Raw genomic sequence first — 23,763 nt, forward strand, 5'->3', positions numbered from 1 at the left:
TCATGCGGCCCCGGACGACCCCTGGGTGACAACCGGCGTACGGGTTTCGCCGAACTTGAGAATTTTACGTAGATTGCCGAAGATCAAAACTGCCACGAGAAGCTCGCTGAAGAGCAACCCGTACCCCACCGCGTTCACGCCGGCGTACGGGAACAGCACGACGGTGGACACGAGCACGAGCACGGCCAGCCCGATCTGCACGGTCGCCAGCGTGCGGGCCCGGCTCTGCGCCCGCAGCGCGCTCAGGTAGACCTCGATCAGCACCCGCGGCAGCACGGCCAGCGACATCAGCCGCAGCAGCGTCGTGCCCTCGGCCGCGAAGTCCGAGCCGAAGACGGTCAGGATCAGCGGCGCCGCCAGGATCGCCACCGCGATGATCGGGGTGACGATCATGAAGGCCCGCCGCAGCGCCCGCCGGCAGTTCTCGGCCAGTTTGGCACGGTCGAAAGAGCCCTCGACGGTCAGCGACACCGCCATGTTCATGGCCAGCAGCTCGATCATGCTCGCGAGCGTGTGCGCCATCGAGAAACGGCCGAACGTGGCCTCGCCCACCTGCGTGGCGATCACCACGGGCACCAGGTAGACGATGCCGAGGATGGACAGCGTCCCGGGGAAGTCCCCAGCTAGGAACCTTCCAATTTCACGCAGCCGAGGAGGCTGCTGCTCGGCGTCGCTCTTCTCCACGTGCCTGGGCACCACGACGGCGAAGATCAGCCAGTTGACGGGGATCAGCGCGAGAGCGGTCGGGATGACCCACGAGACGAAGATCCCGCCCGACGGGAGCGCGCCGGCCAAGGCGACCAGCAGCCCCATCTTGACGATGCCGAAGATCAGGTTGTTCAGGGGCACGAACGTGGCCCGCCGCAGCCCGGTCAGCACCACGTCCTGGAGCGTGAAGACGGCCCACACCAGCACGGACGCCAGGAAGAACAGCCCGGGCCAGAAGCCGCTCAGCACCGAGTACGTCTTGCCCCACATCGGCAGCGTCAGCAGGAAGCCGAGCGCCGCGACCCCGCCCGTGGCGGCGGCCAGGCCGTACCCGCGCAGGGCCAGCTCGGGGGTGCGGCGCCCGGCGACCGGCAGGAAGCGGGCCAGCGCGCCCACGAACCCCAGCGCCGTCAGCGACGCGAACAGCCGCATCGCCGTGATCACCGCCTGCCCGCGGCCGAACTCCTCCGGGGAGTAGAGGCGGGCGGCCAGCAGCCAGTAGCCCATGCCGAGCACGCCGGTGACCACGGTGTTCGCCATCAGCGCGTAGCCCTGGCGGAACAGCGGGTTACGGAGGTCGTGGAGGATCTTCCCCCAGACGCTAGACATTTCCGCGCACCCGCTGCAGCCCGTACCTCGTCCTGCGCACGACCGCGTACCCCTTGGTGAGGATGCGTTCGCGCAGATAGATGAGGGGTACGGCGGTGCCTTCGACGGCGCGCTTGAACATGCTGATGGTCGTGTGCTTGCCGACCGTCAGCCGGGGGATGGCGAGCATGTCGTGCCGGTCGGCGGCGATCGTGTTGCTCACGGCGCAGGCGGCGAAGTAGCCGGCTTTGCGCACTTCGCGGCGGACCCGGGCGCTGGAGTAGCCGTAGGGGTAGGCCATGGTGGCGACCGGCGCGCCGATCTTCTCCTCCAGCAGGCCCTTGTTCTTGCGCAGCTCCTGCCGCAGGTCCTCGATGCGCAGCTGGTCGAGCTGCGGGTGGCTGTGGCTGTGGCCGCCGATCTCGATGCCCGTCTGGGCGATCTCGCGGGCCTGGCCCCAGGACAGCATGTCGTCCAGGGGCCGGCCCGCCGCGTCCCTGCCCGCGTCGGACACCCAGCCGCTGGTCAGGAAGACCGTGGCCGGGAAGCTGTAGCGCTCGAGCAGGGGCAGGGCGTGGCTGTGGAAGTCGGCGTAGCCGTCGTCGAAGGTCACCACGATCGGCTTGTCCGGCATCGAGCGGCCGTTGTTCTGGTTGAGGGAGGCCACGAGGTCGGCCAGGGTGAGCGGCGTGAAGCCGCTCTCCGACAGGTACGCGAGCTGCTCGGCCAGGTCCGAGGGCCGCACGGAGTGCGGCTTGGTCTCGTCGTTGGGCGTGTCGGTGACCGAGTGGTACATCAGGATCGGGATCCGGGTCATGATCGTGCCGCCTTCAGCCGTACGGAGCCCACCACGTAACCCCAGGTCGTCCAGGCCAGCCCGATCACGATCGCGGCGGCCCGGCCGAGCCCGCCCACGTCGCCGCGGACGGCCTCACCGACCCCGCGCAGCGCGCCGAGCGGCAGCGTCTTGAGCGCGTGCGCCCGCTCGCTGGCCAGCCCGTCCTGGGTGCCGACCTCCTTCGTCACCAGGGCCTTCGACAGGCCCTCGGCATAACACCTGGATCTGAAGTAGGCGAACCGCTCGCGCTGCTTCGACACCTTGTGCCCGATCACGGCACGCGGCTCGAACAGCATGACCGAGCCGGGCTTGCGCTGGCTCAGCCGGATGCAGAACTCCGTCTCCTCGCACCCCAGCGGACGCGACTTGCGCCCCTGCACGCTGCGCCCGATGCCGCTGTGGAACCCGCCCACCTCGGACACGACGTCGCGCAGGAACGCGGCGTTGCCGCCCATGACGTTGCGGATCGGCGCGCGTACCTCGGGCATGCCGCGGTACGTGCACCCCACCGTCCAGTCGAACTCGTACGGGAACCACCGCGGGCGTCGCTCGGACGCCCACAGCGGATCCGTGCGCCCTCCGACGCCCACCACACCGGATTCCTGGAAGCCCTCCTCCAAAGCCTCCAGCCACCCGGGGTCGGCGACCGCGTCGTCGTCCAGGAACGCGACAATCTCACCGCTGGCCGTGGCCACGCCGGTGTTCTTGCCTCCCGACAGCCCCTTCTCATGCGTGTTCTCCACCACAATGGCCTGCGGATACGCGCGCTTGAGCTTGAGGTGCAGGTCGGTGTTGTGGTCGACCACCAGGATCAGCTCGTGTGCCGGGCGGGTCTGGTTCTCGACCGACTCGATTGCCTGCCTGATGTCCTCCCACCGCTCGTCGGTGTAGACGCAGATGACAACAGACGTGTTCACAGCGTTCCTTCTTAAGCGACGCCTCGGTCAGCGGCGGGAGTGGCGGTCGGCTCAGGCTGAGCGGGAGCGGGCTGGCGACGCCACTCCCTCAGGATGGTCTTGAGCACGCGGAAGCCATCTCGTACGGCGTGCAGGTTGCTCTCGCCGTGAATGCGGTTGCGCTCGTGGCTGGGCACCTCGTGCACCTTCAACCCGGCCTTGGCCGCGCGCACGTTCATCAGCGTCTCCACCTCGAAGCCGTCGCAGTCGAGGTTGAGCGCGTCGAGGTGACGGGCCCAGAAGGCGTTGTAGCCGTAGCACAGGTCGGTGTACTTGGTGTTGTACATGACGTTGACCATGCCGGTGAGGATCTTGTTGCCCAGCCGCCGGTTCAGCGTCAGGTCGTCGCTGCCGCCGCCGGAGGCGTAGCGCGAGCCCTTGACGAAGTCGGCGCCGGTCACCAGCGCGCCCACGAAGTTGATGATCTCGCGGCCGTCGGTCGAGCCGTCGGCGTCGATCATGACGATGATGTCGCTCGTGCACGCGGCGAAGCCGGCGGACAGGGCGTCACCCTTGCCCTTGCCGGTCTGCGTGACGATCTTCACGTTCGGCCGCAGCCGCTTGGCCACGGCGACCGTGTCGTCGACGGAGTTGCCGTCGACGAGCACGATCTCGTCGACCCACTGGGGGATCGTGGCGAAGACGTGCGGCAGGTTCTCGGCCTCGTTCATCGCCGGCACGACGACGCTGACCGTCGGCGAAATGGCCAGGTGCGGCGTGACGGGCGTGAAGCTCGAAGGGGGCGGCATGGACCGCAAGGGCGAAGCTTGCAGTTTGCCGTTGTGCTTGGCTATCTCGGGACTCATGGCGAGGGAAATCCTTCCGGGACCCCGCCCTGCTGCGGCCCGGTCGGAGCCACTCCCGGGTGCTGCGGGAATGGCGAAGCCGGTGAACGGTGCATTGAAGGGTCCTGTGCTGTGAGGGTGTCTGCCGGGACTTGGGAGCGCTCAGCGCGCTCCCGTTGGTTCTTTGACTACTCCGTTGGGTGACTCCTGCTGCTGCATCGAGCTGCGCACCCGACCGAAGCCCTTGAGGACACGGTCGGCCGCCCTATAAAGAGACGGCCGGTCCATGACAATTGTTCGGGCTTTGTTGAAAGGAGTTCGGCCCATCCAGTGAACGGCCGCGGCGGCGGACGGTCGCGAGATGCGGCCTTCGGCAACGTACAGGACCCCGCTCTTCAGCCAGTCTTTGTACTCCTTGCCGCCCTTGCCCATGTCCACCATGTGCAGGCCGTCGTTCGCGGCGGCCTCGGCCATCTGCAGGTGATGGACGATGCCCGGCGAATAGCGGCCGAACTCGGTGTCGTAGGCGGGGAACCACCCTACAAGCGTGGTGGCCGTGCGGAGGCCGAAATGTCCGGCTACCGGGACGTCCCCGGCATAAAGCATGGTCAGGACGCCCGCGAAGTCCGATGACTTTTCGGCATGCATCATGTCCGTCAATTCGACGATCCACGGCTGGGCGAACCTGTCCACGCGGCCAGTTCTTCGATACTGGTCCGACTTCCAGGCCAGCAGCGTGCGGAGCACCTCGGGGTCGGCCGAGGCCCACTCGAAGCGCAGCTCGCCCTGCTCCCTGCCGAGCTTGCGCTCCTTGTAGCGGACGGTCTTGAGGTTCTTCGGGGAGTTGGACTTCACCTGCTCGATCCAGGCGTCGAACCCGGCGGTGAAGTCCATGACCGGCGCAGGCCGGACATCCTGCTCGTACGGGGCGAAAGTGGGCTGCCCCGCCACCAGGTGGTCGAAGTCGAACACGCTGAGCTTGCAGGCCCGCAGCAGGGCCTTGGCGTCGAGCTTCAGGTCCGGGCCCGCGATCAGGCCGTGGCACGTGGTGAGGAAGCCGCCGAGCGGCTTGCCGATGCCGAAGCTGTGCCGCTCGTACGGGAAGAACCCCACGACGCCGCTCGCGTCGGAGATGACCGCCACCCTCACGTAATCGCGCAAGCGGTCCATCGCCACGGCGAACTCGACTGACAGGAACGGGTTGTCCAGACTCGGGTCGGCCTTCTGCAGCTCCCGCCATCGTGCCCGCTCGGAGTCTCCGAGCTCTCTGGGCCGAACTACCTGGATGTTCACCTGGCCCCCTGTTGGGTCTGCATGCTCTTCCCCCGGTACAACACGCGAAGCACGTACATGAACCCTCCGAGCACGGCGACCGTCGCGACGCCCGCCCGGGGCGACCATGCGCCGAAGAGCAGCATGGCCTGGGCGAGGAGCACGTTCAGCACGAGACTTGCCGCGGCTCCTACTGATAGTGCGGCAAGGGGGTCACGATCACGCAACAGTCCCACCACTGCCGCCCCTGGGACGACCAGAAGGAACAGAGAGATCAAGAACGGACGTAGCGGTGTCTCTATGTCGAACAGCGCGACGACCGCCCCCGCTATGCAGGCGAGCGCCACCAGCCAGGCCAGCGCTCTCCGGTGCTTGAGCATCTCCCTTATCTCTCCTGCTTCTGCTGGTTAAAGCACGATTGATCGCAGTTCATGGGACCAATCCGCGCCAGGACACGTCAATGCCGACGCTTGAGGGCGCATCCCGGTTTACCGGCAGGCAGAGATTTCTAGTGTGATGTTAAACACACGGTCAAGTGACTCCGGCCCGGACGTGACCCCCAAGCACACCAGAATGCCCTATGTGACCGAGGTTCTTCGAGCCAGGGTCCGATTTATCCGGGTTTGTGGGCAAGAAAAGTTGATCTACTCGCGCTTGGCGTCCGTTTTACCCCTCCAGCGTCTCCGTATTCTCGGTCGACACGGTTACGGAGGGTGACGGAGTGGGTTCGCTGGAGCTCGTCGGCTCGTCGGTCGGGTCGGACGTCTCGGGCCCGTCGCCGTCCCAGGACAGCGAGCAGCTCGCGCTCCCGCCGTTCGAGGTGAACGCGACGCGGCCGCGGCCGGCGGCGCTCGGGTCGACGATCGTGACCCAGATCGCCACCGACCCGCCCGCCTTGATCGATCCGCTCGCCGGGAACACGTCCAGTCCCTGCGAGGCGGTCGCCACCCACGAGACCGCGGCGTTGCGGGCGCCGAGGCCGATCTTGGCCGCGCCGTCGATCGCCTTCGGGCAGGACGTGCGGAGCCTGGCGGGGGGCACGGGCCTGCGGCGGGTGGGCGTCGGCCCGGCGGCGTGCCGGGCGCTCGGCCGCTCGACCGGCGTGGCGCGAGCGCTGGGAGTACGGCTCGGAGTGGGGGTGTGGGCCGGCGTGGGCTCGTCCTCTTCCAGCACGGGATCGGGCGTCGGGCTCTCCTCGGCCGGGTCGGACGGGACGGCGGGGGAGGAGGGCGAGGGTGCCGAGCGCAGGGGAGCGCCGGTCGAGGCCTCGCGGCCGTTGATCACGACCATGGCCCCCGTCGCGGCCAGCACGCACGCGCCCGCCAGCAGCACCGGCGCCAGGCGGCGCGGCCTGCGCCGCCGCGAGCGGTGCTCGACGGCCGTGGGGAACCCGGTCCGGTCGAAGCTGTCACCGCGATCGGTGATCAGGGTCCGGGTCTGATCGTGCTCCGGGTTGACGCACGTGTCGATCACCCGGCGGCGCAGCGAGATGGGCGGGAACGCCAGCGGGACCAGGTCCAGGAGCTTGGCCGCCGAGACCTGCCGGTGCCGCCCCTCGGTGCACACCTCGCACCCGCTGATGTGGCCCGACAGCCTCCGCCGCAGCAGCGGGGTGAGCGGGTACTCGCACCCGTCCAGCATCGCCGACAGGTCGGGGCAGTGCGCCCGCCCCGTCCTGGCCAGCACCACGGCCGCGGCGGCGTTCTCCAGCTGGTCGCGGGCCCTGGCGAGCCGGCCCGCCGCCTGCCGCGAGGTCAGCCCGAGCACCGCGCCGGCCTCGGCCGGAGTCAGCCCGTGGCGCAGCGACAGCTCCAGGACCTCGCGCTTGTTCCTGCCCAGCTCGCCCAGCGTCTCGTGGACGAGATCGGCCAGCTCGGGGTCCTCCTGGGCCTCCAGCTCGGGCAGCGGCACGCCGTCCACCGGGGTCCGGCGCGCCATCCTGGCCCGCACCTGGAACCTGGTCAGCGCGTACAGCCAGGCCCGCATCCTGGCCGGCTCCTTCAGCCGGTGCACGCACCCCTGCGCGGTGACCAGGGCGTCGTGGACGGCGTCGGCGGCCAGGTCCTGGGCGAAGGAGGCGGCATAGTCGTGCAGCCGCTCGCCGTAGCAGTCGTACAGCTTGGCGGGAGCGTCGGTGTCCGCGCGCCGCAGAGCCTCGACCAGCTCATGATCCTCGGCACGATCGACGGACGGCCATCCAGGCACGAATTCCCTCCCCACGGGTAGAACGGGCACTCAAGCCCCACGCGGAGAGGACGCATCCCCTTTCCGGCTGGTTCGCCCCCTATGCCCATAAGGCATGGGGGTGATCCTGCACCGGCTCTCAGCCGTCGCAGCCCGGCATGCAGAGGCGGCGTTCCATGCCCTGGAGGAAGAAGTCGCGCACCTGCAGGACGTTCTTGGCGATGTACGCCTCGCCGCCCGCGGCCTTGGCCAGCGCGTCCATCTGCTGCTTGCCCTTCTCGGCCTCCGGGCCGAAGGCGATGAGCAGGATGCTGATGGGCCGCTTCGGGTTGTAGGTCTTCTTCAGGAACTGGATGATCTCGCTGTTCTTGACGCCGCCGTCCGGGTCGTCGTTGCCGGCGCCGTCCGTGAGGACCAGCAGCGTGTTGATCTTGTCTTCCTGGTACGTCTTCGTCAGCTGCGTGTACGCGGCCTTGATCGTGTCGTTCAGCCCGGTGTCGCCCGTGGGCTTGGCCTGGATCGAGGCGAACGCCCGGCCCAGCATGTCCTTGCGCAGCGTGCCGTTGACCGACTCGCTGACCGGCCCGAGGGAGACGAGCTCCTTCCAGTCCTTGCCCTGTCCGTCCAGATGCGTGGAGAACGTCCACAAGCCCAGCTCGGAGTCGGCGGGGAACAGGCCCAGGCCCTCGGTGGCGATCTTGTTGATGGCCTGCATGCGGGTCATGCCCGTACCGGGGACCGGCAGCGCCATCGTGCCCGAGACGTCGAGCAGCGTGAGCAGGCGGCTGCCGAGGTTGAGCCTGGACCAGGTCTGCACCATCCTGGCCACGGTCTTGCCGTCCGGCGGCTCCAGCGCGGTCGGCGTCTCCTGCTTGAAGCCCTTGTCGGCCGCCAGCGCGTCGCCCGCCTTGCCGTCCGTGCTGCGGAAGCCCGCGTCGCGCAGGGCCTTCTTGGCCGACTCCGTGGCGAGGTCCTGCTTGAAGTCCGCCGCCGCCTTGAGCACCGCCGCGTCCTTGGTCAGGACCGTGACCGGGTAGTCGAGGTTGAGCGTGCCTTCCTTGGGATAGAGCGCGACCACCGGCGCTTCCGGCTTCTTCGCGTTGTGGGCGTAGATGGCCTGCTCGGAGGTGACGCCGATGGGCACCCTGCTGCCTGACTTGACGGTGAGGCTGGCCAGCAGCGCCGTGGGGTCGGAGGCGAGCTGGCCCGACAGCTCCTTCATCGCGCCCACCAGCGCCTTGTCCAGCCCGGCCTCCTTCGCCGTGCCGGCGGCGGCCAGCAGCGCGGCCAGCCCGGCGGAGTTCTTCTGCGGGTCGAGGGCGAGGACGCGGACCTTCTTGCCCGGCCCGTCCACGTTGGCCACGTTCGCCGCCGAGATCATGGCGGCCCAGCTCGGCTGGAGGGCACCGCTCAGCTTCGACGCGAACGACTTGGCCGTCGCCAGCACCACGGGCGAGGTCGCGACCGACCCCTCGATCTGCGGCAGGGCCTGGCCGGCCGGGGTGTTGCGCAGGCTCTCCATGAGGAGGCTGGAGTCCGCCACCCAGAAGTCCGCCTTGGCCTTGCCGGCGGCCACCGCGTTCGCGGTCCTGGCCGCGGCCTCCTTGGCCACCGTCACCTCGACGCACTTGCTGTCGATCGAGTGCATGGCCTTGTTGTAGTTGCCCGCGATCTTGTTCAGCGCGGGCTGGATGTCGGGCGTCGCGACGACCCGCAGGGCCAGCTTGCCGCCCGAGCAGTCGTGGTCGCGGTTGAAGATCACGAAAGCGGCGACACCGAGGAGCACGGCCAGCGCCACGGCACCGGCCAGCGGTACGAGAACCCTGCCGCGGCCGTTCGACCTTCTGCGGGCCGGGGGTTCGTGCGCTCTGTATCCGCCATCAAGCTCGTCTGTGCGGTGTCGCCCCACGATGTCCTCTTAGGTGTGCTTGAGACCTTCCGGAGACCCTAGCGGGAGATGCTCCGCAATACTCCGGGAACGATACTCGGTGTGGCGAGTGCGGGAAAACAGCCCTTTTGGTGCGGTGATTACCGTTTGTGAGCGGGGTTGGCCATGTGCGTGACGGTTTATGAGAGATATGCATGATCGGCGCATCGGAGATCAATGGCAGCACTGATGGCCGCGCCATGCCCGGCTTCCCTCCCGTACGGCGACCGCTGCCAGCGCCACCGCCACGGCCGGATCGACCCACCACCACCCCAGCGTGTTGAGCCACAGGCTCGCCAGCACCCCCGCCGCCATGGCGGCGCAGATGAGGTTCTGCGTCCCCTCGCCGGAGGTGGCCTCGGACGCCAGGCGCGCGCCGAGCCGCCGCTTGGCGATCCCCAGCGCCGGCATGCTGATCAGGCTGAACGTCGTCACCACGATCCCCAGCACGCTCGGCGTGGACCGGTGTCCCGCGTCCAGGTCGTACGCCACGTGCAGGACGAGGTACGGCGCGAGCAGCCAGAAGCTCACCGCGACCGCCTTCCTCGCGGTGTGCTCGGCGCTCGGCGAGAGCGTGCGGGCGCCGGTGAACCGCCAGACCACGATCAGGCTGGCCGCCGCCTCCACGAAGGCCGACAGGCCCCAGCCGATCAACGCCAGCGAGTGGGCGGCGAAGCCGGCGGCCAGGCCGAGCGTGCTTTCCACGCTCAGCCAGGCCAGGGTGGCGACGGAGAGCGACCGAGCGGCGCGGGCTGCGCGCAGCCAATCGGCTGACGCGGCCGGACGCTCATGAATCCGCTGGTCAGGCACCATGACCCCCCGCACTCCCGGCTATCCGGCCGTCGACAGCGATACGTACCGTACCCGTTACAGACCGTAGCGTAGTTTCGCCCGGGCAAAGAATGGTCAAGCTTGCCCGCATAATGAGCGGTGATCGCCAGGTCGCGAAGGTTGCCCGGATCGCCGAGGGAGGGCCGGTTGCCGTTCACGCCCAGTCATATGGCCGCGATGGTGCCGCTGATTTCGTCACAGCGCGTACGCAGGTTCGCCGACCCTTGGGCGTTGGCGTTGGGGGCGATGGTGCCCGATCTGCCGATCTTCCTGCCGTTCCTGCCCGACTACGGCAACTGGCACTCCTGGCTCGGCGTCGTCACCATCGACCTGGCCGCCGTGCTGGTGCTGCTGCCGCTCTTCCACGCCGTCTTCAGGGACCCGCTGATCTCGCTGCTCCCGCCCTCGCTGGCCGGCCGCGCCGCGCTCCTCGCGCCGTCCCGGCTGCGCCTGCTCCCCATGGTCGTCGGGGGCGTGATCGGCGCGGCCAGCCACGTCCTGTGGGACTCCTTCACCCACTCCACCGGCCCGGTGGAGTGGGGCGGCTGGCTGGCGGTCTCGGTCATGGGCGTGATCAGGCTCTTCCGGCTGCTGCAGTACGTCTCGTCCGTGATCGGCCTGGCCGTCGTGGTCTGGTGGGCCTGGCGGGGTCTGTCCCGGATGGCCGCGGCTCCCGTACCGGAACGCCTGCGGATCAGCCCGCGCGTGCGTGTGGCCGTCATGGCGCTGGGCTCGATCGGCACGGTTGCTGGAGCGTTCCTCTGGCCCCTCGTGGACGAGCCCGTCCCGCACCTGGGCCTGCCCAGCGTGATCACCAAGACGGGCGCCGGCACGGTGATCGGCCTGTGCCTGGTGCTCACCTGCTATGCGACGGTCTGGCAGGTCAGGCGGCGCATGGCAGTATCGGAAGGTGCTTGAGTACGTAACCGACGTCGACGACCCCCGCCTGTCCGACTACACCCGGCTTCGGGACGTGGAGCTGCGCAAGAGCCTGGAGGCGTCGCGCGGCCTGTTCCTGGCCGAGGGGGAGAAGGTGATCAGGCGGGCCATCGGCGCCGGCTACCCGATCCGCTCGGTCCTGACGACGCGCCGCTGGCTGGCCTCGCTCGAGGACGCCCTGGGCGAGGCGACCGTCTATGTGGTGAGCGACGAGATCATGTCGGGCATCGCGGGCTTCCAGGTGCACCGCGGCGCCCTCGCCTCGATGGAACGCCTCCCGCTCCCCGCCGTCGAGAGCCTGCTCAAGGGCGGCGCCCGGCGGCTGCTCGTGCTGGAGGACCTGGTCGACCACTCCAACATCGGCGCCATCTTCCGCAGCGCCGCCGCCCTGGGGGTGGACGGGGTCGTGCTGTCGCCCCGGTGCGCGGACCCGCTGTACCGGCGCGCGGTGAAGGTGTCGATGGGGGCGGTGTTCTCGATCCCGTACGCGCGGATGGACGACTGGTTCGGCGGGCTGGCGCAGCTGAGGGAGGCGGGCTTCCAGACCCTGGCCCTGACCCCGGACCAGGGGGCCACGCCGATGGACACCGTCGAGCTGGCGGACCGGGTCGCGTTGCTGCTCGGCGCCGAGGGCGACGGGCTCTCCTCCCACTGGCTGCACGAGGCCGACCGGGCGGTGTGCATCCCGATGAGCCGGTCGGCGATGGGGGCCGGCGTCGACTCGCTCAACGTGGTGGCCGCCGCGGCCATCGCGTGTCATGGGTTGATGCGGTCTGCGGGCTGATCGAGCCGGTTTTGTCCGTCTTGTGTACTGTCGAGACGCCGTTTTCATGATCGGAACAAAGGAGAGCCGCCCGAGATGTCCTTGTGGAAGGCGCTGGAAGGAGCGCGTGTCCTGGATCTCGCGCAGCCGATGCGCAAAGGCATGCCGCAGTCACCGAACCATCCCCCGTTCCGGATGGCGCTCGAACGCAGGCACGGCGACATGGTCAGATCAGACGGCGGCTCCGCCGCCAACGAGATCATCGTCACGGGCGGCCACGTCGGCACGCACGTCGACGCGCTCGCGCACGTCTCGCAGGAGGGGCTCCTGTACGGCGGGCGGCCCGCCTCGGAGGTGATGTCGCACGAGGGGTTCGGCGCGCTGGGCATCGACACGTTCGAGCCGTACGTGGGCCGGTGCGTGCTGCTCGACGTGGCCGCCGTGCACGGCGTGGACACGCTGCCGGCCGGCTACGAGATCACCCCCGACGACCTGTCGCGGGCCGCCGGCGACCTGGAGATCCGCGCCGGTGACGCCGTGCTCATCGGCACCGGCTGGTCGCGGCTCTGGTCGTCGGCGGAGGAGTTCGTCGGTCAGCGGGACGGCGTCCCCGGGCCGGGCGCCGAGGCGGGGCGCTGGCTGGCCGAGCGCCGGCCGCGCGTGGTGGGCGGCGAGACCATCGCCTTCGAGCGCATCGCGCCCGGTCGCGGGCACGCCACGCTGCCCGTGCACCGGATCATGCTGGTGGAGTCGGGCATCAACATCGTGGAGACCATGCGGCTGTCCGAGCTGCTGGACTCGGGGGCCCGGGAGTTCCTCCTGGTGCTCAACCCGCTGCCGGTCGTCGGCGCCACGGGCGCCCCCGTCCGTCCGCTCGCCGTGATCGACTGACCTGGGAGGGACCATGACAACCCATGTCCAGCGGCTGGCCGAGTTCGCCGCCGCCTGCCGCGACAAGGGCGTTCCCGACCCGGTGCGCGACGACGTGACCGGACGGGTGCTCGACGTGCTGGGCAACTGCGTCGCCGCCTATGCCGAGCCGGAGGGCGACGCCGGGCCGGCCGTGCTGCGCGCCGTACGCCGGTGGGGCGGTGTCGAGGAGGCGAGCGCGATCGGCAGCGGCGACCGGCTTCCCGCCCCGGCGGCGGCGCTGGTCAACGGCACGCTGGCGCACGCGCTCGACTACGACGACACGCACCTGCCGTCGGTGCTGCACCCGAGCGCTTCCGTGGTGCCCGCCGCGCTGGCCGTCGCCGAGGCGACCGGGGCGAGCGGGGCGGCGCTGGCCGCGGCGATCGCGGCGGGCGTCGAGGTGTGCAACCGCCTCGGGATGGCCTCCTACCTGCCTGAGGCGCGCAATTCGCTCTTCTTCGAGAAGGGGCAGCACGCGACGTCCATCTGCGGCACGCTGGGCGCCGCGGTCGCGGCGGGGCTGCTGTTCGACCTGACGGCGGACGGCATCGCGCACGCGGTGGGCGTTGCGGCCAGCATGGGCGCGGGCGTGATCGAGGCCAACCGCACGGGCGGGACGATCAAGCGGGTCCACTGCGGCTGGGCCGCGCACGCCGGCGTCTCGGCCGCGGTGCTCGCCCTGGAGGGCGTGACCGGGCCGCCGACCGTGCTGGAGGGCCGGTTCGGGTTCTTCCAGGCGTGGCTCGACGGCCGGTACGACGACTCTGCGCTGCTGTCCGGCCTGGGCGATCGGTGGGAGCTGCTGCGTACGGTCTACAAGCCCTACCCGACGAACCATTTCACCCACCCGGCCATCGACTGCGCCCTGGCGCTGCGGGCCGGCGGCCTGTCCCCGGACGACGTCGAGGACATCGAGCTGGGGGTGCCCGCCCCGGTGCTGCGCACGATCGCGGAGCCCAGGGAGGAGAAGATCGCCCCGAGGTCGCCGTACCACGCGAAGTTCTCAGGCCCCTACACGGTGGCGGCGGCGCTGCACGGCGGCGGCGGGCTCGGCCTGTCCCTGGACGACTTCGCCGCCCTGTCCCCGGAGCGGCTGGAGCTGGCCAAGCGGGTGCGCTGCGTGGCCGACGAGCGGGCGTCGGAGATCTTCCCGCGCGCGTTCGCGGCGGTGATGCGGGTACGGCTGCGTGACGGCTCGACGCTGGAGCACCGCGTGGACTCCTCCCGGGGCGGGCCTGAGCATCCGTTGACGGCGGATGAGCTGGGGGTCAAGTTCCGCGCCAACGCGGGACGGGCGCTGCCGCCGGACAGGGTGGACGCTCTCCTGACGGCGGTCGCGAACCTTCCCTCGGCGCCTTCGGTCGCGCCGCTGCTCCGCCTGACCGTCGCCGAGTGAAGTCGAACGTCAGGCGCGGCTGGGCGCCGGCGGGGTGGGGCGGCCTTCCTGGCGCGGTCGACGCTCAGAGCCAGTCGGGGTAGCCGTCGGCGTCGGGCGTGACCGGCCGGCTGGTGACGGAGCAGCCGTCGTCGGTCTCCCTGATGCGCCGTTCGAGCGTGGGGACCTGCCCGCCCGTCGTGATGAGCGTGAGCTCCCAGACGGTCGTGCCGTGGTGTGGGGACGGCACTTCGGCGATGTCGATCGAGGCCGCCAGGCCCGCGCTGAAGATGCCGTGCGCCAGGGCGGCCGCCCTCTCGTGGCCCTCGACCGTCGCTCGGACCTCGATGAATTCCGCCATAGAGCTGTCCTTCGGGAGGGGTGTGAGGGAAACCTTACCTACGTGACCCGCGGTCGGTAACCGATTCCCGCGGCCGGGCCGGACCCGGCCGAGCACCCGTTTGCTAGCGCCGCTAGACATTGAGTCATCGCTAGGCTAGCGTTGCTAGCACTTCTACCGATGACTCTCATTTGGAGTGCACACAATGGTCACCACCGCATATGTGATCGCAGCCCTGGTCGGCGTCGCCCTCGTGGTGGTCAGCCTGCGTTTCTTCCTCGTCCCGGAGGCTGCCGCCAAGGCGTACGGAGTGCCGGGCTCGGCCTCGGGCATGGACGCGGGGGCGTACTTCTCCGTGAAGGCCGTCCGTGACCTCGCCACCGCCCTGGCCCTCTTCGTCCTGGTCGCCGTGGGGGACGCGCACGCGCTGGGATGGGTCATCCTGGTCATGAGCATCATCCCCGTCGGCGACGCGCTCATCGTGGCCAGGCGTGGCGGCCACCCCAGCCTCTCGTGGGGCGTGCACGGCGGCACCGCCCTGGTCAGCGCCGCGGCGGGCGTGCTGCTCCTCCTGGCGTGACCCGGTTCGTCAGGCGTGCGCCGGGGGAGCGGTCGAGGCGCGGACGATCAGCTCGTGCGGGAACACCAGCCGCTCCGGCTCCGCCGCGGCCCCCGACAGCAGCAGCCGCCCTGCCGCCGCTCCCATCTCCTGCTTGGCCTGCCGGATCGTGGTGAGCCCCGCCTCCTCGGCCGCGCTGTCGGAGAACCCCACCACCGACAGCTCCCCGGGCACCTCCAGTCCCAGGTCGGCGGCGGCGTCGAGGACCCCCAGCGCCAGCACGTCCGTGTTGGTGAGGATCGCCGTGGGGCGCGGGTCCCGCCCCAGCAGCGCGTGCCCCGCCTTCTTGCCGGCCTCGCGGGAGTTGCGCGCCACCTCGTAGAACGGCACTCCTGACCAGTCGATCCCGGCCTCCTCGCACGCCTGCCGGTAGCCGCCGCACCGCCGCCGCATGGCCTCGAACACCGCGCCCTCCTGGCGTTCCCGGGACGCCCAGCCGGTGTAGCCGTCGTCGTGCAGCCCGACCATGGCGACTCCGATCCGCCGGTGGCCCAGCTCGAGCACATGCCGAGCCGCCGCCGCCCCGGCCGCCGGCTCGTCGGTCCCCACGAACGGGTGCCCCGGCACGTACGGCTCGTCCACCACGACGACGGGCAGCTTTCTGGCCAGCACCTCCGCCAGCGCCGGATGCCCGTCGGGCAGCGACATCACGCAGAACGCGTCGACCACCGCGTCCCTGACCGTCTCGCTCCGGCGGTCGCCGTGCGGCAGCGGCAGGATGAGCAGCCCCACCCCCGCGTCCTCGGCCGCCGTCGCCAGCCCCTGGAAGAACCCGATCGCGTACGGGTCGGCGAACGCGTACGCCAGCGTCTCGCTGAACAGCAGCCCGAGCGCCCCCGCCCGCCCCAGCCGCAGCGATCGCGCCGTCGGGTTGGGCCCCGCGTAGCCGAGCTCGTCGGCGACCTCCATGATCCTGCGGCGCAGCCCGTCGCTGAGCTGGTCGGGCCGGGAGAACGCGTAGGACACGGTGGCCCGGGACACGCCCAGCCGGTCGGCGATCGTCTGCAGTGTCACCCTGGCCATCGTCCCACCGTACCGAAGAGCTTGCCGAACCTGTCTTAATCGATTAAGGTCTTAATTGATTAAGGAGGGTGTATGGACGCCATGCAAGTACTCGCTCACCAGACCGCGATGGGCTACCAGGAGTCGCTGGGCGAAGCCCTGCCGGGCGCGCCCCGGCGGCCGCACCGCACGAGGACCAGGGTGCGCGTACGGGTGGCGCACTCGCTCAGGTGGACCGCGGATCGGCTGGATCCGGCATGCCGTACGGCGTGATGCAGCACAATGTGAGGGGTCGATTACGTACAGCGGCCCACGGGGAAGGCTCATGTACCTGGACTGGATCATCGCGATCGTCACCTCGGCCCAGGAGGGCCTCCCGGGCCCGGCCTTGACCTGCGCCGTCGCCACGCCGTCCGAGCGGCCGCTGGCCTTCACGCCGCAGGTCGGCCTCACGCCGCGGCGAGTCGCCGCCCGGGGCAACCTCCAGCTCACCGGCTGCACCTCGCCCGACGGCTCGGCCACGTCCCTGCGCTCCGGCTGGGTCGCCGTCAAGGCCACTGCGGAGGCCTCCTGCACCAGCGCCCGCCAGGTGCGCGGGGGTGCGCTCATCACCTGGTTCGGCGGGGACGGCCGCCCCGTCGGCATCTCGAGGCTGCGCATCAAGGCCGACCGGCTCGCCACCCAGCGCCCGGCCGACGCCCTGCTCACCGGCACCGTCGCCGTCGGCGCGCTCAAGGGGGAGCGGGTCCGGGGCGGCCTCTCGCCGGCGGCGGCCGTCCTCGGCTGCGCGACCCGGGGGATGAGCGCGCTGCCCGGCAGCGGCCAGATCACCTTCGGCTGAGCCCGCCGGTTCGGCCTTCGGAGGGCGGCCGGGGGCATGGCCGGCTCTTGGAGGGCGGCTGGGAAATGGCCGGCTCCTGGAGAGCGGCTGGGGGATGGCTGGTCCTTAGGGCGCGCCGGGGCGTCACCTGAGCACCGCGGGTAGGGGATGTGTGGCGGTCGCCTCCGGGGCGGTCTCGGTGGTGGGCCGGGAGGGACCGGGACCGGGGGTGACGGTCGTGTGGTCGCGGTTGGTGGGGGTCGGGGCGATGAACTCCCCGCGCTACCGCCCCGCCGGGCTGCTGGTCGGCTGGCGTGGGCACCGCGTCCTCCTCGACGGCGGTGGCGACGCCGCGCCCGGTGAGCGGCTCGACGGCTGGCTGGTCTGCGATGAGCGGGCCGAGTTGATGCCCCAGATCCGCCGTACGGCGCGGGCGCTCGGCGTGACCGCCGCGGTGGCGGCCTTCGAGGCCGCGGGCGTGGAGATCGTGCCGCTGCCGGTCAGCCACACCTCTCACCCCACCTACGGCTACCTGATCAGGACGGCCGGGGCGCAGGTCGTCTGGGCGCCGGAGTTCTGGGTCTTTCCGGGCTGGGCGGCCGGTGCGGACCTGATGTTCGCCGACGCCGCAGGGTGGGACCGGCCGATCCGCTTCGCCGGGGGCGTGGGCGGGCACGCGAGCGTGCTCCAGGTCGCCCGGGAGGCATGCGATCGCCGGGTGGGGCGGCTGGTGTTCGCCCATATCGGCCGCCCTTCCATCCGGGCGATCGACCGGGGTGAGCGGTTGCCGTTCGGGGAGTGGGGCGTCGAGGGGTGCGCCTATCGAGTGTGAATATGGAAACGGTTATCATATGCTAATGTCTCGTCCCGCTCATTCCCCCTGAATTTGGGACAATTCGTGCAACATCGCAGCTTCTGGCTTGCCCTCATGACAGTCCTCTCCCTGTCCGCGTGCTCCGCCCCGGCGGGCGGGCAGAGCACGGGCCGGATCAAGGTGGCGATGCTCCAGCCTCCGCGTTCCGGCCTGTCGCCCTTCAGCGACGACGCGTTCAAGCTCTCCCGCTGGTCCACCGCTGAGACCCTGGTCAACCTGGACGCGAGAGGCGACGCGCGCCCCGCCCTCGCCACCGCGTGGACCCGTACCTCCGAACGGACCTGGGAGTTCACCGTCCGCGACGGCGTGACCTTCCACGACGGCAGCCGGTTGACCGCCCAGGTCGCCGCCAACGCGCTGACCCGCGCCACCCGGGCCACGCCCAAGCCGCGCATCCTCGACGGCGTCGAGCTGACCGCCAGGGCCGAGGGCGGCAAGGTCGTCGTGACCACCCGCGTGCCCGACCCGCTGGTCCCGCACCGACTGTCCTCGCCGCAACTGGCGATCCTGGCCGAGCGCGCGTACGGCACCGACGGCAGGGTCGATCCGGCCGGCACCGGGAGCGGCCCGTTCAAGCTGGTCAAGGTGAACGGCACCACCACCGCCACCCTCGACCGCTACGACGGCTACTGGGGCACGAAGGCCAAGGCGCCGGGCATCGACGTCTCCTTCGTCCCGGACGGCGCCGCCCGCGCGGCCGCCATCCGCAGCGGCGAGGCGCACATCGCGGAGGCGGTGCCGGTCTCGCAGGCCGCGCTGCTGGCGAAGGAGACGATCAGCGAGGTGCCGATGCCGCGCACCAACACCCTGTACCTGAACACCGCCAAGGGGCCGTTCAAGAACCCCGGCCTGCGTGCCGCCGCGCGCGCGTCCATCGACGCGGGACAGCTCGTACGGGGGGTGTACGAGGGGCGTGCCGACGTGGCCTCGGGCCTGCTGGGGCCCGCCCTCCCGTGGGCCGCCGAGGGCCGCAGGACCCTGGGGGAGCGTACGGCCCCCGCGAGCGCGAAGGGCGTGGCGATCACCCTGGCCACCTACTCCGACCGGGCGGAGCTGCCCGAGGTCGCCTCCGTGCTGCAGCAGCAGCTCCAGGCCGCGGGGTTCGGGGTCGAGCTGGTGGTACGGGAGTACGCGCACATCGAGGAGGACGCGCTGGCCGGGAAGTTCGACGCGTTCATCCTTTCCCGGGCGACCGTGCTCGACTCGGGGGATCCGGTGGCGTACCTGCAGGCCGACTTCACCTGCGACGGCTCCTTCAACCTGGCCCGCCTGTGTGACGAGGACGTGGACCGGGCGGTGCGCGAGGCCGCTGCGGCGGACGCCGGGCCCGCCAGGCACGCGGCCACCCTTGCGGCCGAGGCGGCGATCCTGCGTACCGACGCCGCCATTCCGATGCTGCACGAGCGCGTGATCCAGGGCGATGCCACCACGGTGCTGGACTCGGCCAAGGACCCGCGCGAGCGCGTCCTGATCACGGCGGAGACCCGCCTCAGATGACCCGGCTCCCAAGGCGCGCCGACGGGCCGCCCTCGCGGGCCAGGACGACGCGCTTCCGCGGGCTGTTCCCGCGTGCCGCTGCGATGAGCGTCCGCGGGTTGTTCTCGCGTGCCGCTGCGATGAGCGTCCGGGGGTTGTTCCCGCGGGCTGCGGCGATGAGCGTCCGGGGGGTGTTCTCGCGGGCCGCTGCGACGCGGCTCCGCAGGGCGCCCTCGAAGGCTGCGGCGAGGGGTGGCGGGGTGCTGTTCTCGCGGAGCGTCGCGCTCGTTGCGATCATCGGCGTGGTCGGGTTGTTGCCCTGGTTGTCCGGCCGTGATGCCGCTCTGTCGCTGTTGCGGGCCCGGTCGGCCGAGCAGGAGCCGACGGCCGAGGCGCTGGAGGCCATCCGCCGCGAGCTGGGCCTGGACGGCGGCCCGCTGCCGCTGCTCGGCGGGTGGCTGGGCGGCGTCCTGCGCGGCGACCTCGGCCGCTCGTGGGCGGACGGCGGCGCGGTGCTGCCCTCGGTGCTGTCCGGTCTCGGCGTCTCGCTGACGTTGATGGCCGCCGCGCTGGCGGTGACGCTGGCACTGACGTGCGCCCTGTGCGCACCCACCCTGGTGCGCGGCGCGCGGGGCACCCTGCGGGGGCGCGGCACGGGCGCGGTGGCGGCGGTGCTGGGCGCCTTGCCCGAATTCCTCATCGCGACGGTGCTGCTGGTGACGCTGTCGGTGTGGCTGGGCTGGCTGCCGCCCTACGGCTGGCAGGAGCCGCGGCACCTGGTGCTGCCCGCGCTGGCCCTGGGCATCCCGGCAGGCGGCGTCCTGGGTCGGTTGGTGGACGACACGCTGCCTGCGGCCTTCGCCGAGCCGTGGGTGGGGCTGTGGCGTTCGGCGGGCTGTGGTCCCGGCGCCATCGCGCGGGCGGTGCTGCGCCGTGCGCTGCCCGCGTTGGTGCCCCAGCTCGGGCTGGTCGCCGTGGGGCTGGCGGGAGGGGCGGTGGCCGTCGAGACGGTGTTCGCGGTGCCCGGCATCGGCCGCACCGCACTGGGCGCCGCGGAGGCGCAGGACCTTCCGCTGCTCCAGGCCGCGGTGCTCGCGCTGGTCCTGCTGGGTGTGCTCGCCGGGATCCTGGCGAGCGCCGTCCGGCACTGGATGCTCGGGCCCGGCCTCCGTGACGCCGCCCTCTCGCTGCCCGCACCGGTCATCGGCGGCCAGGGCAACAGCGAGCGGCGGCTGGGCGGGCCGGTTCCCGGCGTGTGCGGGGCCGTGCTGGTGATCACCGTCGGCTGGGGGTTGCTGCTCGACCCGCTGGCCGTGGACGTGGCCGCGCGGCTGGCGGGGCCGAGCTGGGATCACCCGCTGGGCGCCGACGCGCTGGGCCGGGACGTGCTGGCCAGGGTGGGCCACGGCGCCGCGGCCACGCTCGGGGTCTCCGCGCTGGTCTGCGCGGGCTCGTACGTCATCGCCCTGACCCTCGGACTCCTGCCCGGACTGGCCTCCGGAGCGGCCGAGGTGGCCAACGCCGTGCCGCCGGTGATCGCCGGGATCCTGGTCGCGGCGGTGCTCGGGCCCGGCACGCTGGGCGCGTCCGTCGCGGTCGCCCTCGTCTCGTGGCCCGCGCTCGCCGCCCACGCCGCGGCCCTCGTCTCGGAGGTACGCGCCGCGGCCCACCTGACCGCGCAGCGCGCCATCGGCTCCTCGCCCGCCTGGATCCTGACCCGCCACGTCCTGCCCGCGGTCGCGGGGCCGGTCGCCAGGCACGCGGTGCTGCGGCTGCCGGGGATCGCGCTGGCCATGGCCTCCCTCGGCTTCCTCGGCCTGGGGGCCCGGCCGCCCGCCCCCGAGTGGGGCCTGACGCTGGCCGAGTCGCTGCCGTACGTGGAGCGCGCGCCATGGGCGGCCCTGGTCCCCGCGGGAATGCTCCTGCTGCTGGCCGCCCTGGCGGTCTCTCTCTCCACGGCGGGCCGCCGGACCGGGGGTGCCGCATGACGCTGCTGCGCGTACGGGATCTGCGGGTCGGCGTGGCGGGCACGGAGGTCGTACGGGGGCTCTCGTTCGACGTGGCCGAGGGCGAGACGCTCGCCGTCGTCGGCGAGTCCGGCGCGGGCAAGTCGCTGACCGCCCGGGCCGTGCTCGGGCTGCTGCCGCCCGGCGCGCGCATGTCCGGCAGCGTGCGCCTGGACGGGCGGGAGCTGTCCGGCGCGCCCGAGCACGTCTACCGGCAGGTACGCGGCTGGCGGATCGCCTTCGTGCCGCAGGACGCCCTGTCGGTGCTCAGCCCCGTGCACCCGGTCGGGGACCAGCTCGCCCGCGCCGTGCGGCGGCTGGGCCGCAAGCAGGCATGGGAGCGCGCGGTGGCCGCGCTGGACCGGGTCGGCATCCCCGACGCCGCACGGCGGGCCCGCGCCTACCCCCACGAGTTCTCCGGCGGGATGCGCCAGCGGGCGGTGATCGCCATGGCCACCGTCAACGACCCCGCCCTCATCGTCGCCGACGAACCGGCCACTGCGCTGGACCCCGTCGTCCAGGTCAGGATCCTCGACCTGCTGACGGAGCCGCGCGAGGGGGCGCGGCCGGCCGTGCTGCTGGTCACGCACGACCTGGGGGCGGCGGCCGCGTACGCGGACCGCGTCCTGGTCATGTACGCGGGACGGCTCGCCGAGTCGGGCCCGGCCGGCGCGGTGCTGCGCGGGCCGCGCGCCCCCTACACCGGCGGCCTCGTCGCCTCCCTCCCGCCGCGCGAGGTGACGGGACGGCCGCTGCCCGCGATCGCCGGTGCGCCGCCCGCGCCAGGAGCGCTGCCGCCCGGGTGCGCCTTCGCCCCCCGCTGCCCGGCCGCCCTCGACGTCTGCCGCGAGCGGGAGCCAGAGCCGCGGGCAGCCGGGGAGAACAGGCTGGTCGCCTGCCACCGGCTCGGCGAACTGCCCGGTCAGGCCACCGATCTCTACCAGGAGCCCGCATGACGACACCCCTGCTGGAGGTGCGCGATCTCACCGTGCGCTACCCCGCGAAGGTTCTGGCGGTGGACCGCGTCTCGTTCACCCTGGCCGCCGGCGAGACGCTCGCGCTGGTCGGCGGGTCGGGGTCGGGCAAGTCGAGCATCGCCGCCGCCGTCCTCATGCTGCGCAGGCCCGAGGCGGGGTCGGTGCGCTTCGAGGGCCGCGAGCTGACCGCGCTCGACGAGCGGGCCCTGCGCCCGCTGCGGCCCGCTCTGCAGCCGGTCTTCCAGGACCCGTACGGCTCGCTCAGCCCGCGCCTGCGGGCGCACGACGCGATCGCGGAGCCGCTGCGCGTCCAGGGCCGCTGGGACCCGCTGACCGGCCCCGCCCGGGTGCGCGAGCTCCTCGACCTCGTCCGCCTGGATCCCTCGCTCGCCGGGCGCAGGCCGTACGAGCTGTCCGGCGGGCAGTGCCAGCGCGTCGGCATCGCCCGCGCCCTCGCCTGCGAGCCCAGGCTGCTCGTGCTGGACGAGCCCGTGTCCGCGCTGGACCCGTCCGTGCGCGCCGGGATCGTCAATCTGCTCACCGAGCTGCGCGACGAGCTGGGGCTGGGCCAGCTGTTCATCGGTCACGACCTGGCCCTGGTCCGGCACGTGGCGCATCGCGTGGCGGTGCTGCGCCACGGCCGGATCGTCGAGACCGGTCCGGCCGGTCAGGTGTGGGCCGCCCCCGCCGACCCGTACACCCGGGAGCTGCTAGCCGCCGGCGATCTGCTCGCCCGCGTAGTCCAGTAGCCGCTCGGCCGTCTCGAAGCGGCGTTCGTTCTGGTCGCCGAGCAGCACGCCGATCACGCGCTTGCCGCCCCGCTCGCCGGCGAAGAGCAGGCAGTAGCCGGCGGCGCGCGTGTAGCCGGTCTTCACGCCGAGCACGCCGTCGGCACGCGAGAGCAGCTTGTTCGAGTTGCGCCAGGTGTGCGCCCGGTGCAGCGCGGTCTTGGCCACCTTGTGCACCTTGGTGCCCGTCACGGCCGCGAAGGTGCTGTCGTCCAGCGCCCGCTCCGCCAGCTTGACCTGGTCGACGGCCGTCGAGTAGCCGCCGTTGCCGGGGGTGGGCAGGCCGTCGGGGTTGGTGTAGCGGGTGTCGGACAGCCCGAGGGCGCTGGCGGTGCGGTTCATCTTGGCGACGAACGCCGTCTTGCCCGGGCCGTAGCGCCGCGCCAGGGCGTTGGCCGCGTCGGCCCCCGACGGCAGCATGAGACCGTAGAGCAGGTCCCTGACCGTGAGCCGCTCGCCCTTCTTCAGCGCCGCCGTGGTCGCGCCGTTGCTGGTCGCGTGCTTGACGTCGGTCGCCGTGATCGTGATCGTGTCGCTCAGCCGGGCCTCGCGCAGCACGACGTACGCCGTCATGACCTTGACCAGGCTGGCCACGGGCACCCGTCGAGTCTCGCGCTTGCCGAAGTGGATCGTTCCCGCTGAGTCGACCACGTACGCCGACTTGGCCGCGACCTCCGGCGCGTCCGCCGCCGTGGCCGGGGAGGCGACCCCCACAACCAGCGCGAGTACGGCGGAGCCAATGAAACCCCCAATACGCATGGCAATCATGTTGGCAGGAGATCA

Annotated in this window: 24 protein-coding genes; 12 read left to right on the forward strand and 12 right to left on the reverse strand. The window is 71.6% G+C overall.

Annotation, left to right across the window (positions count from 1 at the left end):
- The 9 genes from ACFKCF_RS32995 to ACFKCF_RS33035 form a co-directional block, all read right to left on the reverse strand.
- A complete protein-coding gene (locus ACFKCF_RS32995; RefSeq protein ID WP_394499186.1) occupies positions 1–1,317 on the reverse strand; it encodes a lipopolysaccharide biosynthesis protein in 1,317 nt (438 codons plus the stop codon).
- Positions 1,310–2,113 (reverse strand): polysaccharide deacetylase family protein, encoded by an 804-nt coding sequence (locus tag ACFKCF_RS33000; protein WP_394499187.1) that lies wholly within the window; start codon positions 2,111–2,113, stop codon positions 1,310–1,312. The genes ACFKCF_RS32995 and ACFKCF_RS33000 overlap by 8 nt, the downstream gene beginning before the upstream one ends.
- Complete coding sequence (locus tag ACFKCF_RS33005) at positions 2,110–3,051, reverse strand: glycosyltransferase family 2 protein (RefSeq protein ID WP_394499188.1); 942 nt, start codon at positions 3,049–3,051, stop codon at positions 2,110–2,112. Before ACFKCF_RS33005 ends, ACFKCF_RS33000 begins: the two co-directional genes overlap by 4 nt.
- Before the next feature lie 11 nt (positions 3,052–3,062).
- Positions 3,063–3,896, reverse strand: a complete 834-nt coding sequence (locus ACFKCF_RS33010) for a glycosyltransferase family 2 protein (RefSeq protein ID WP_192787349.1) — start codon at positions 3,894–3,896, stop codon at positions 3,063–3,065.
- A gap of 141 nt (positions 3,897–4,037) precedes the next feature.
- Positions 4,038–5,168: a GNAT family N-acetyltransferase gene (locus tag ACFKCF_RS33015; RefSeq protein WP_394499189.1), complete on the reverse strand. Its 1,131-nt coding sequence runs from the start codon at positions 5,166–5,168 to the stop codon at positions 4,038–4,040.
- A complete protein-coding gene (locus ACFKCF_RS33020) occupies positions 5,165–5,527 on the reverse strand; it encodes a hypothetical protein (protein ID WP_364248025.1) in 363 nt (120 codons plus the stop codon). Before ACFKCF_RS33020 ends, ACFKCF_RS33015 begins: the two co-directional genes overlap by 4 nt.
- A gap of 286 nt (positions 5,528–5,813) precedes the next feature.
- Positions 5,814–7,352 (reverse strand): hypothetical protein, encoded by a 1,539-nt coding sequence (locus ACFKCF_RS33025; protein ID WP_394499190.1) that lies wholly within the window; start codon positions 7,350–7,352, stop codon positions 5,814–5,816.
- A gap of 118 nt (positions 7,353–7,470) precedes the next feature.
- A complete protein-coding gene (locus ACFKCF_RS33030) occupies positions 7,471–9,129 on the reverse strand; it encodes a substrate-binding domain-containing protein (RefSeq protein ID WP_394499191.1) in 1,659 nt (552 codons plus the stop codon).
- Between the two features lie 303 nt (positions 9,130–9,432).
- Positions 9,433–9,963 carry a hypothetical protein gene (locus ACFKCF_RS33035; RefSeq protein ID WP_394499192.1) on the reverse strand — a complete coding sequence of 177 codons (531 nt, stop codon included), beginning with the start codon at positions 9,961–9,963 and terminating at the stop codon, positions 9,433–9,435.
- A 225-nt stretch (positions 9,964–10,188) separates the two neighbouring features.
- Here ACFKCF_RS33035 and ACFKCF_RS33040 point away from each other — a divergent pair, with 225 nt between their 5' ends.
- The 4 genes from ACFKCF_RS33040 (at position 10,189) to ACFKCF_RS33055 (ending at position 14,099) form a co-directional block, all read left to right on the forward strand.
- A complete protein-coding gene (locus ACFKCF_RS33040; protein ID WP_394499193.1) occupies positions 10,189–11,007 on the forward strand; it encodes a DUF4184 family protein in 819 nt (272 codons plus the stop codon).
- Entirely contained in the window at positions 11,000–11,812 is an 813-nt protein-coding gene (locus ACFKCF_RS33045; protein WP_394499194.1) for a TrmH family RNA methyltransferase, read from the forward strand. The genes ACFKCF_RS33040 and ACFKCF_RS33045 overlap by 8 nt, the downstream gene beginning before the upstream one ends.
- Before the next feature lie 75 nt (positions 11,813–11,887).
- Positions 11,888–12,682, forward strand: a complete 795-nt coding sequence (locus tag ACFKCF_RS33050; RefSeq protein WP_394499195.1) for a cyclase family protein — start codon at positions 11,888–11,890, stop codon at positions 12,680–12,682.
- 13 nt (positions 12,683–12,695) lie between these two features.
- A complete protein-coding gene (locus ACFKCF_RS33055) occupies positions 12,696–14,099 on the forward strand; it encodes an MmgE/PrpD family protein (protein WP_394499196.1) in 1,404 nt (467 codons plus the stop codon).
- Between the two features lie 64 nt (positions 14,100–14,163).
- Here ACFKCF_RS33055 and ACFKCF_RS33060 read toward each other — a convergent pair whose 3' ends face one another.
- A complete protein-coding gene (locus ACFKCF_RS33060; RefSeq protein WP_394499197.1) occupies positions 14,164–14,439 on the reverse strand; it encodes a hypothetical protein in 276 nt (91 codons plus the stop codon).
- Positions 14,440–14,623: 184 nt separating this feature from the next.
- Between ACFKCF_RS33060 and ACFKCF_RS33065 the strand changes: the two genes are divergently transcribed.
- Positions 14,624–14,998 carry a DUF4267 domain-containing protein gene (locus ACFKCF_RS33065; RefSeq protein ID WP_394499198.1) on the forward strand — a complete coding sequence of 125 codons (375 nt, stop codon included), beginning with the start codon at positions 14,624–14,626 and terminating at the stop codon, positions 14,996–14,998.
- A 9-nt stretch (positions 14,999–15,007) separates the two neighbouring features.
- Here the strand turns inward: ACFKCF_RS33065 and ACFKCF_RS33070 are convergent, their stop codons facing one another.
- Positions 15,008–16,060 (reverse strand): LacI family DNA-binding transcriptional regulator, encoded by a 1,053-nt coding sequence (locus ACFKCF_RS33070; protein WP_394499199.1) that lies wholly within the window; start codon positions 16,058–16,060, stop codon positions 15,008–15,010.
- 72 nt (positions 16,061–16,132) lie between these two features.
- Here ACFKCF_RS33070 and ACFKCF_RS33075 point away from each other — a divergent pair, with 72 nt between their 5' ends.
- From ACFKCF_RS33075 to ACFKCF_RS33105, 7 genes are all read left to right on the forward strand, one after another.
- The gene (locus tag ACFKCF_RS33075) at positions 16,133–16,312 is read left to right on the forward strand and encodes a hypothetical protein (protein WP_394499200.1); all 180 of its coding nucleotides are present in this window, start codon (positions 16,133–16,135) and stop codon (positions 16,310–16,312) included.
- A gap of 52 nt (positions 16,313–16,364) precedes the next feature.
- Positions 16,365–16,880 (forward strand): hypothetical protein, encoded by a 516-nt coding sequence (locus tag ACFKCF_RS33080; protein WP_394499201.1) that lies wholly within the window; start codon positions 16,365–16,367, stop codon positions 16,878–16,880.
- 151 nt (positions 16,881–17,031) lie between these two features.
- Entirely contained in the window at positions 17,032–17,691 is a 660-nt protein-coding gene (locus ACFKCF_RS33085) for an MBL fold metallo-hydrolase (RefSeq protein ID WP_394499202.1), read from the forward strand.
- 96 nt (positions 17,692–17,787) lie between these two features.
- Complete coding sequence (locus ACFKCF_RS33090; protein ID WP_394499203.1) at positions 17,788–19,230, forward strand: ABC transporter substrate-binding protein; 1,443 nt, start codon at positions 17,788–17,790, stop codon at positions 19,228–19,230.
- A gap of 239 nt (positions 19,231–19,469) precedes the next feature.
- Entirely contained in the window at positions 19,470–21,197 is a 1,728-nt protein-coding gene (locus ACFKCF_RS33095; protein ID WP_394499204.1) for an ABC transporter permease subunit, read from the forward strand.
- A complete protein-coding gene (locus ACFKCF_RS33100) occupies positions 21,194–22,171 on the forward strand; it encodes an ABC transporter ATP-binding protein (protein ID WP_394499205.1) in 978 nt (325 codons plus the stop codon). The genes ACFKCF_RS33095 and ACFKCF_RS33100 overlap by 4 nt, the downstream gene beginning before the upstream one ends.
- A complete protein-coding gene (locus tag ACFKCF_RS33105; RefSeq protein WP_394499206.1) occupies positions 22,168–22,941 on the forward strand; it encodes an ATP-binding cassette domain-containing protein in 774 nt (257 codons plus the stop codon). Before ACFKCF_RS33100 ends, ACFKCF_RS33105 begins: the two co-directional genes overlap by 4 nt.
- Here the strand turns inward: ACFKCF_RS33105 and ACFKCF_RS33110 are convergent.
- On the reverse strand, positions 22,903–23,739 hold the full coding sequence (locus ACFKCF_RS33110; protein WP_394499207.1) for a D-alanyl-D-alanine carboxypeptidase family protein: 837 nt from the start codon (positions 23,737–23,739) through the stop codon (positions 22,903–22,905). The genes ACFKCF_RS33105 and ACFKCF_RS33110 overlap by 39 nt on opposite strands.
- Positions 23,740–23,763: the final 24 nt, after the last annotated feature.

Source organism: Nonomuraea sp. JJY05, from assembly GCF_043496855.1.
Classification (GTDB): Bacteria; Actinomycetota; Actinomycetes; order Streptosporangiales; family Streptosporangiaceae; genus Nonomuraea.

Bases quoted from the DNA above. Each gene is read 5' to 3' on its own strand.
- ACFKCF_RS32995 (WP_394499186.1), bottom strand. From the start codon at position 1,317: ATGTCTAGCGTCTGGGGGAAGATCCTCCACGACCTCCGTAACCCGCTG.
- ACFKCF_RS33000 (WP_394499187.1), bottom strand. From the start codon at position 2,113: ATGACCCGGATCCCGATCCTGATGTACCACTCGGTCACCGACACGCCC.
- ACFKCF_RS33010 (WP_192787349.1), bottom strand. From the start codon at position 3,896: ATGAGTCCCGAGATAGCCAAGCACAACGGCAAACTGCAAGCTTCGCCC.
- ACFKCF_RS33020 (WP_364248025.1), bottom strand. From the start codon at position 5,527: ATGCTCAAGCACCGGAGAGCGCTGGCCTGGCTGGTGGCGCTCGCCTGC.
- ACFKCF_RS33050 (WP_394499195.1), top strand. From the start codon at position 11,888: ATGTCCTTGTGGAAGGCGCTGGAAGGAGCGCGTGTCCTGGATCTCGCG.
- ACFKCF_RS33055 (WP_394499196.1), top strand. From the start codon at position 12,696: ATGACAACCCATGTCCAGCGGCTGGCCGAGTTCGCCGCCGCCTGCCGC.
- ACFKCF_RS33060 (WP_394499197.1), bottom strand. From the start codon at position 14,439: ATGGCGGAATTCATCGAGGTCCGAGCGACGGTCGAGGGCCACGAGAGG.
- ACFKCF_RS33065 (WP_394499198.1), top strand. From the start codon at position 14,624: ATGGTCACCACCGCATATGTGATCGCAGCCCTGGTCGGCGTCGCCCTC.
- ACFKCF_RS33070 (WP_394499199.1), bottom strand. From the start codon at position 16,060: ATGGCCAGGGTGACACTGCAGACGATCGCCGACCGGCTGGGCGTGTCC.
- ACFKCF_RS33075 (WP_394499200.1), top strand. From the start codon at position 16,133: ATGGACGCCATGCAAGTACTCGCTCACCAGACCGCGATGGGCTACCAG.
- ACFKCF_RS33080 (WP_394499201.1), top strand. From the start codon at position 16,365: ATGTACCTGGACTGGATCATCGCGATCGTCACCTCGGCCCAGGAGGGC.
- ACFKCF_RS33090 (WP_394499203.1), top strand. From the start codon at position 17,788: ATGACAGTCCTCTCCCTGTCCGCGTGCTCCGCCCCGGCGGGCGGGCAG.
- ACFKCF_RS33100 (WP_394499205.1), top strand. From the start codon at position 21,194: ATGACGCTGCTGCGCGTACGGGATCTGCGGGTCGGCGTGGCGGGCACG.
- ACFKCF_RS33105 (WP_394499206.1), top strand. From the start codon at position 22,168: ATGACGACACCCCTGCTGGAGGTGCGCGATCTCACCGTGCGCTACCCC.
- ACFKCF_RS33110 (WP_394499207.1), bottom strand. From the start codon at position 23,739: ATGCGTATTGGGGGTTTCATTGGCTCCGCCGTACTCGCGCTGGTTGTG.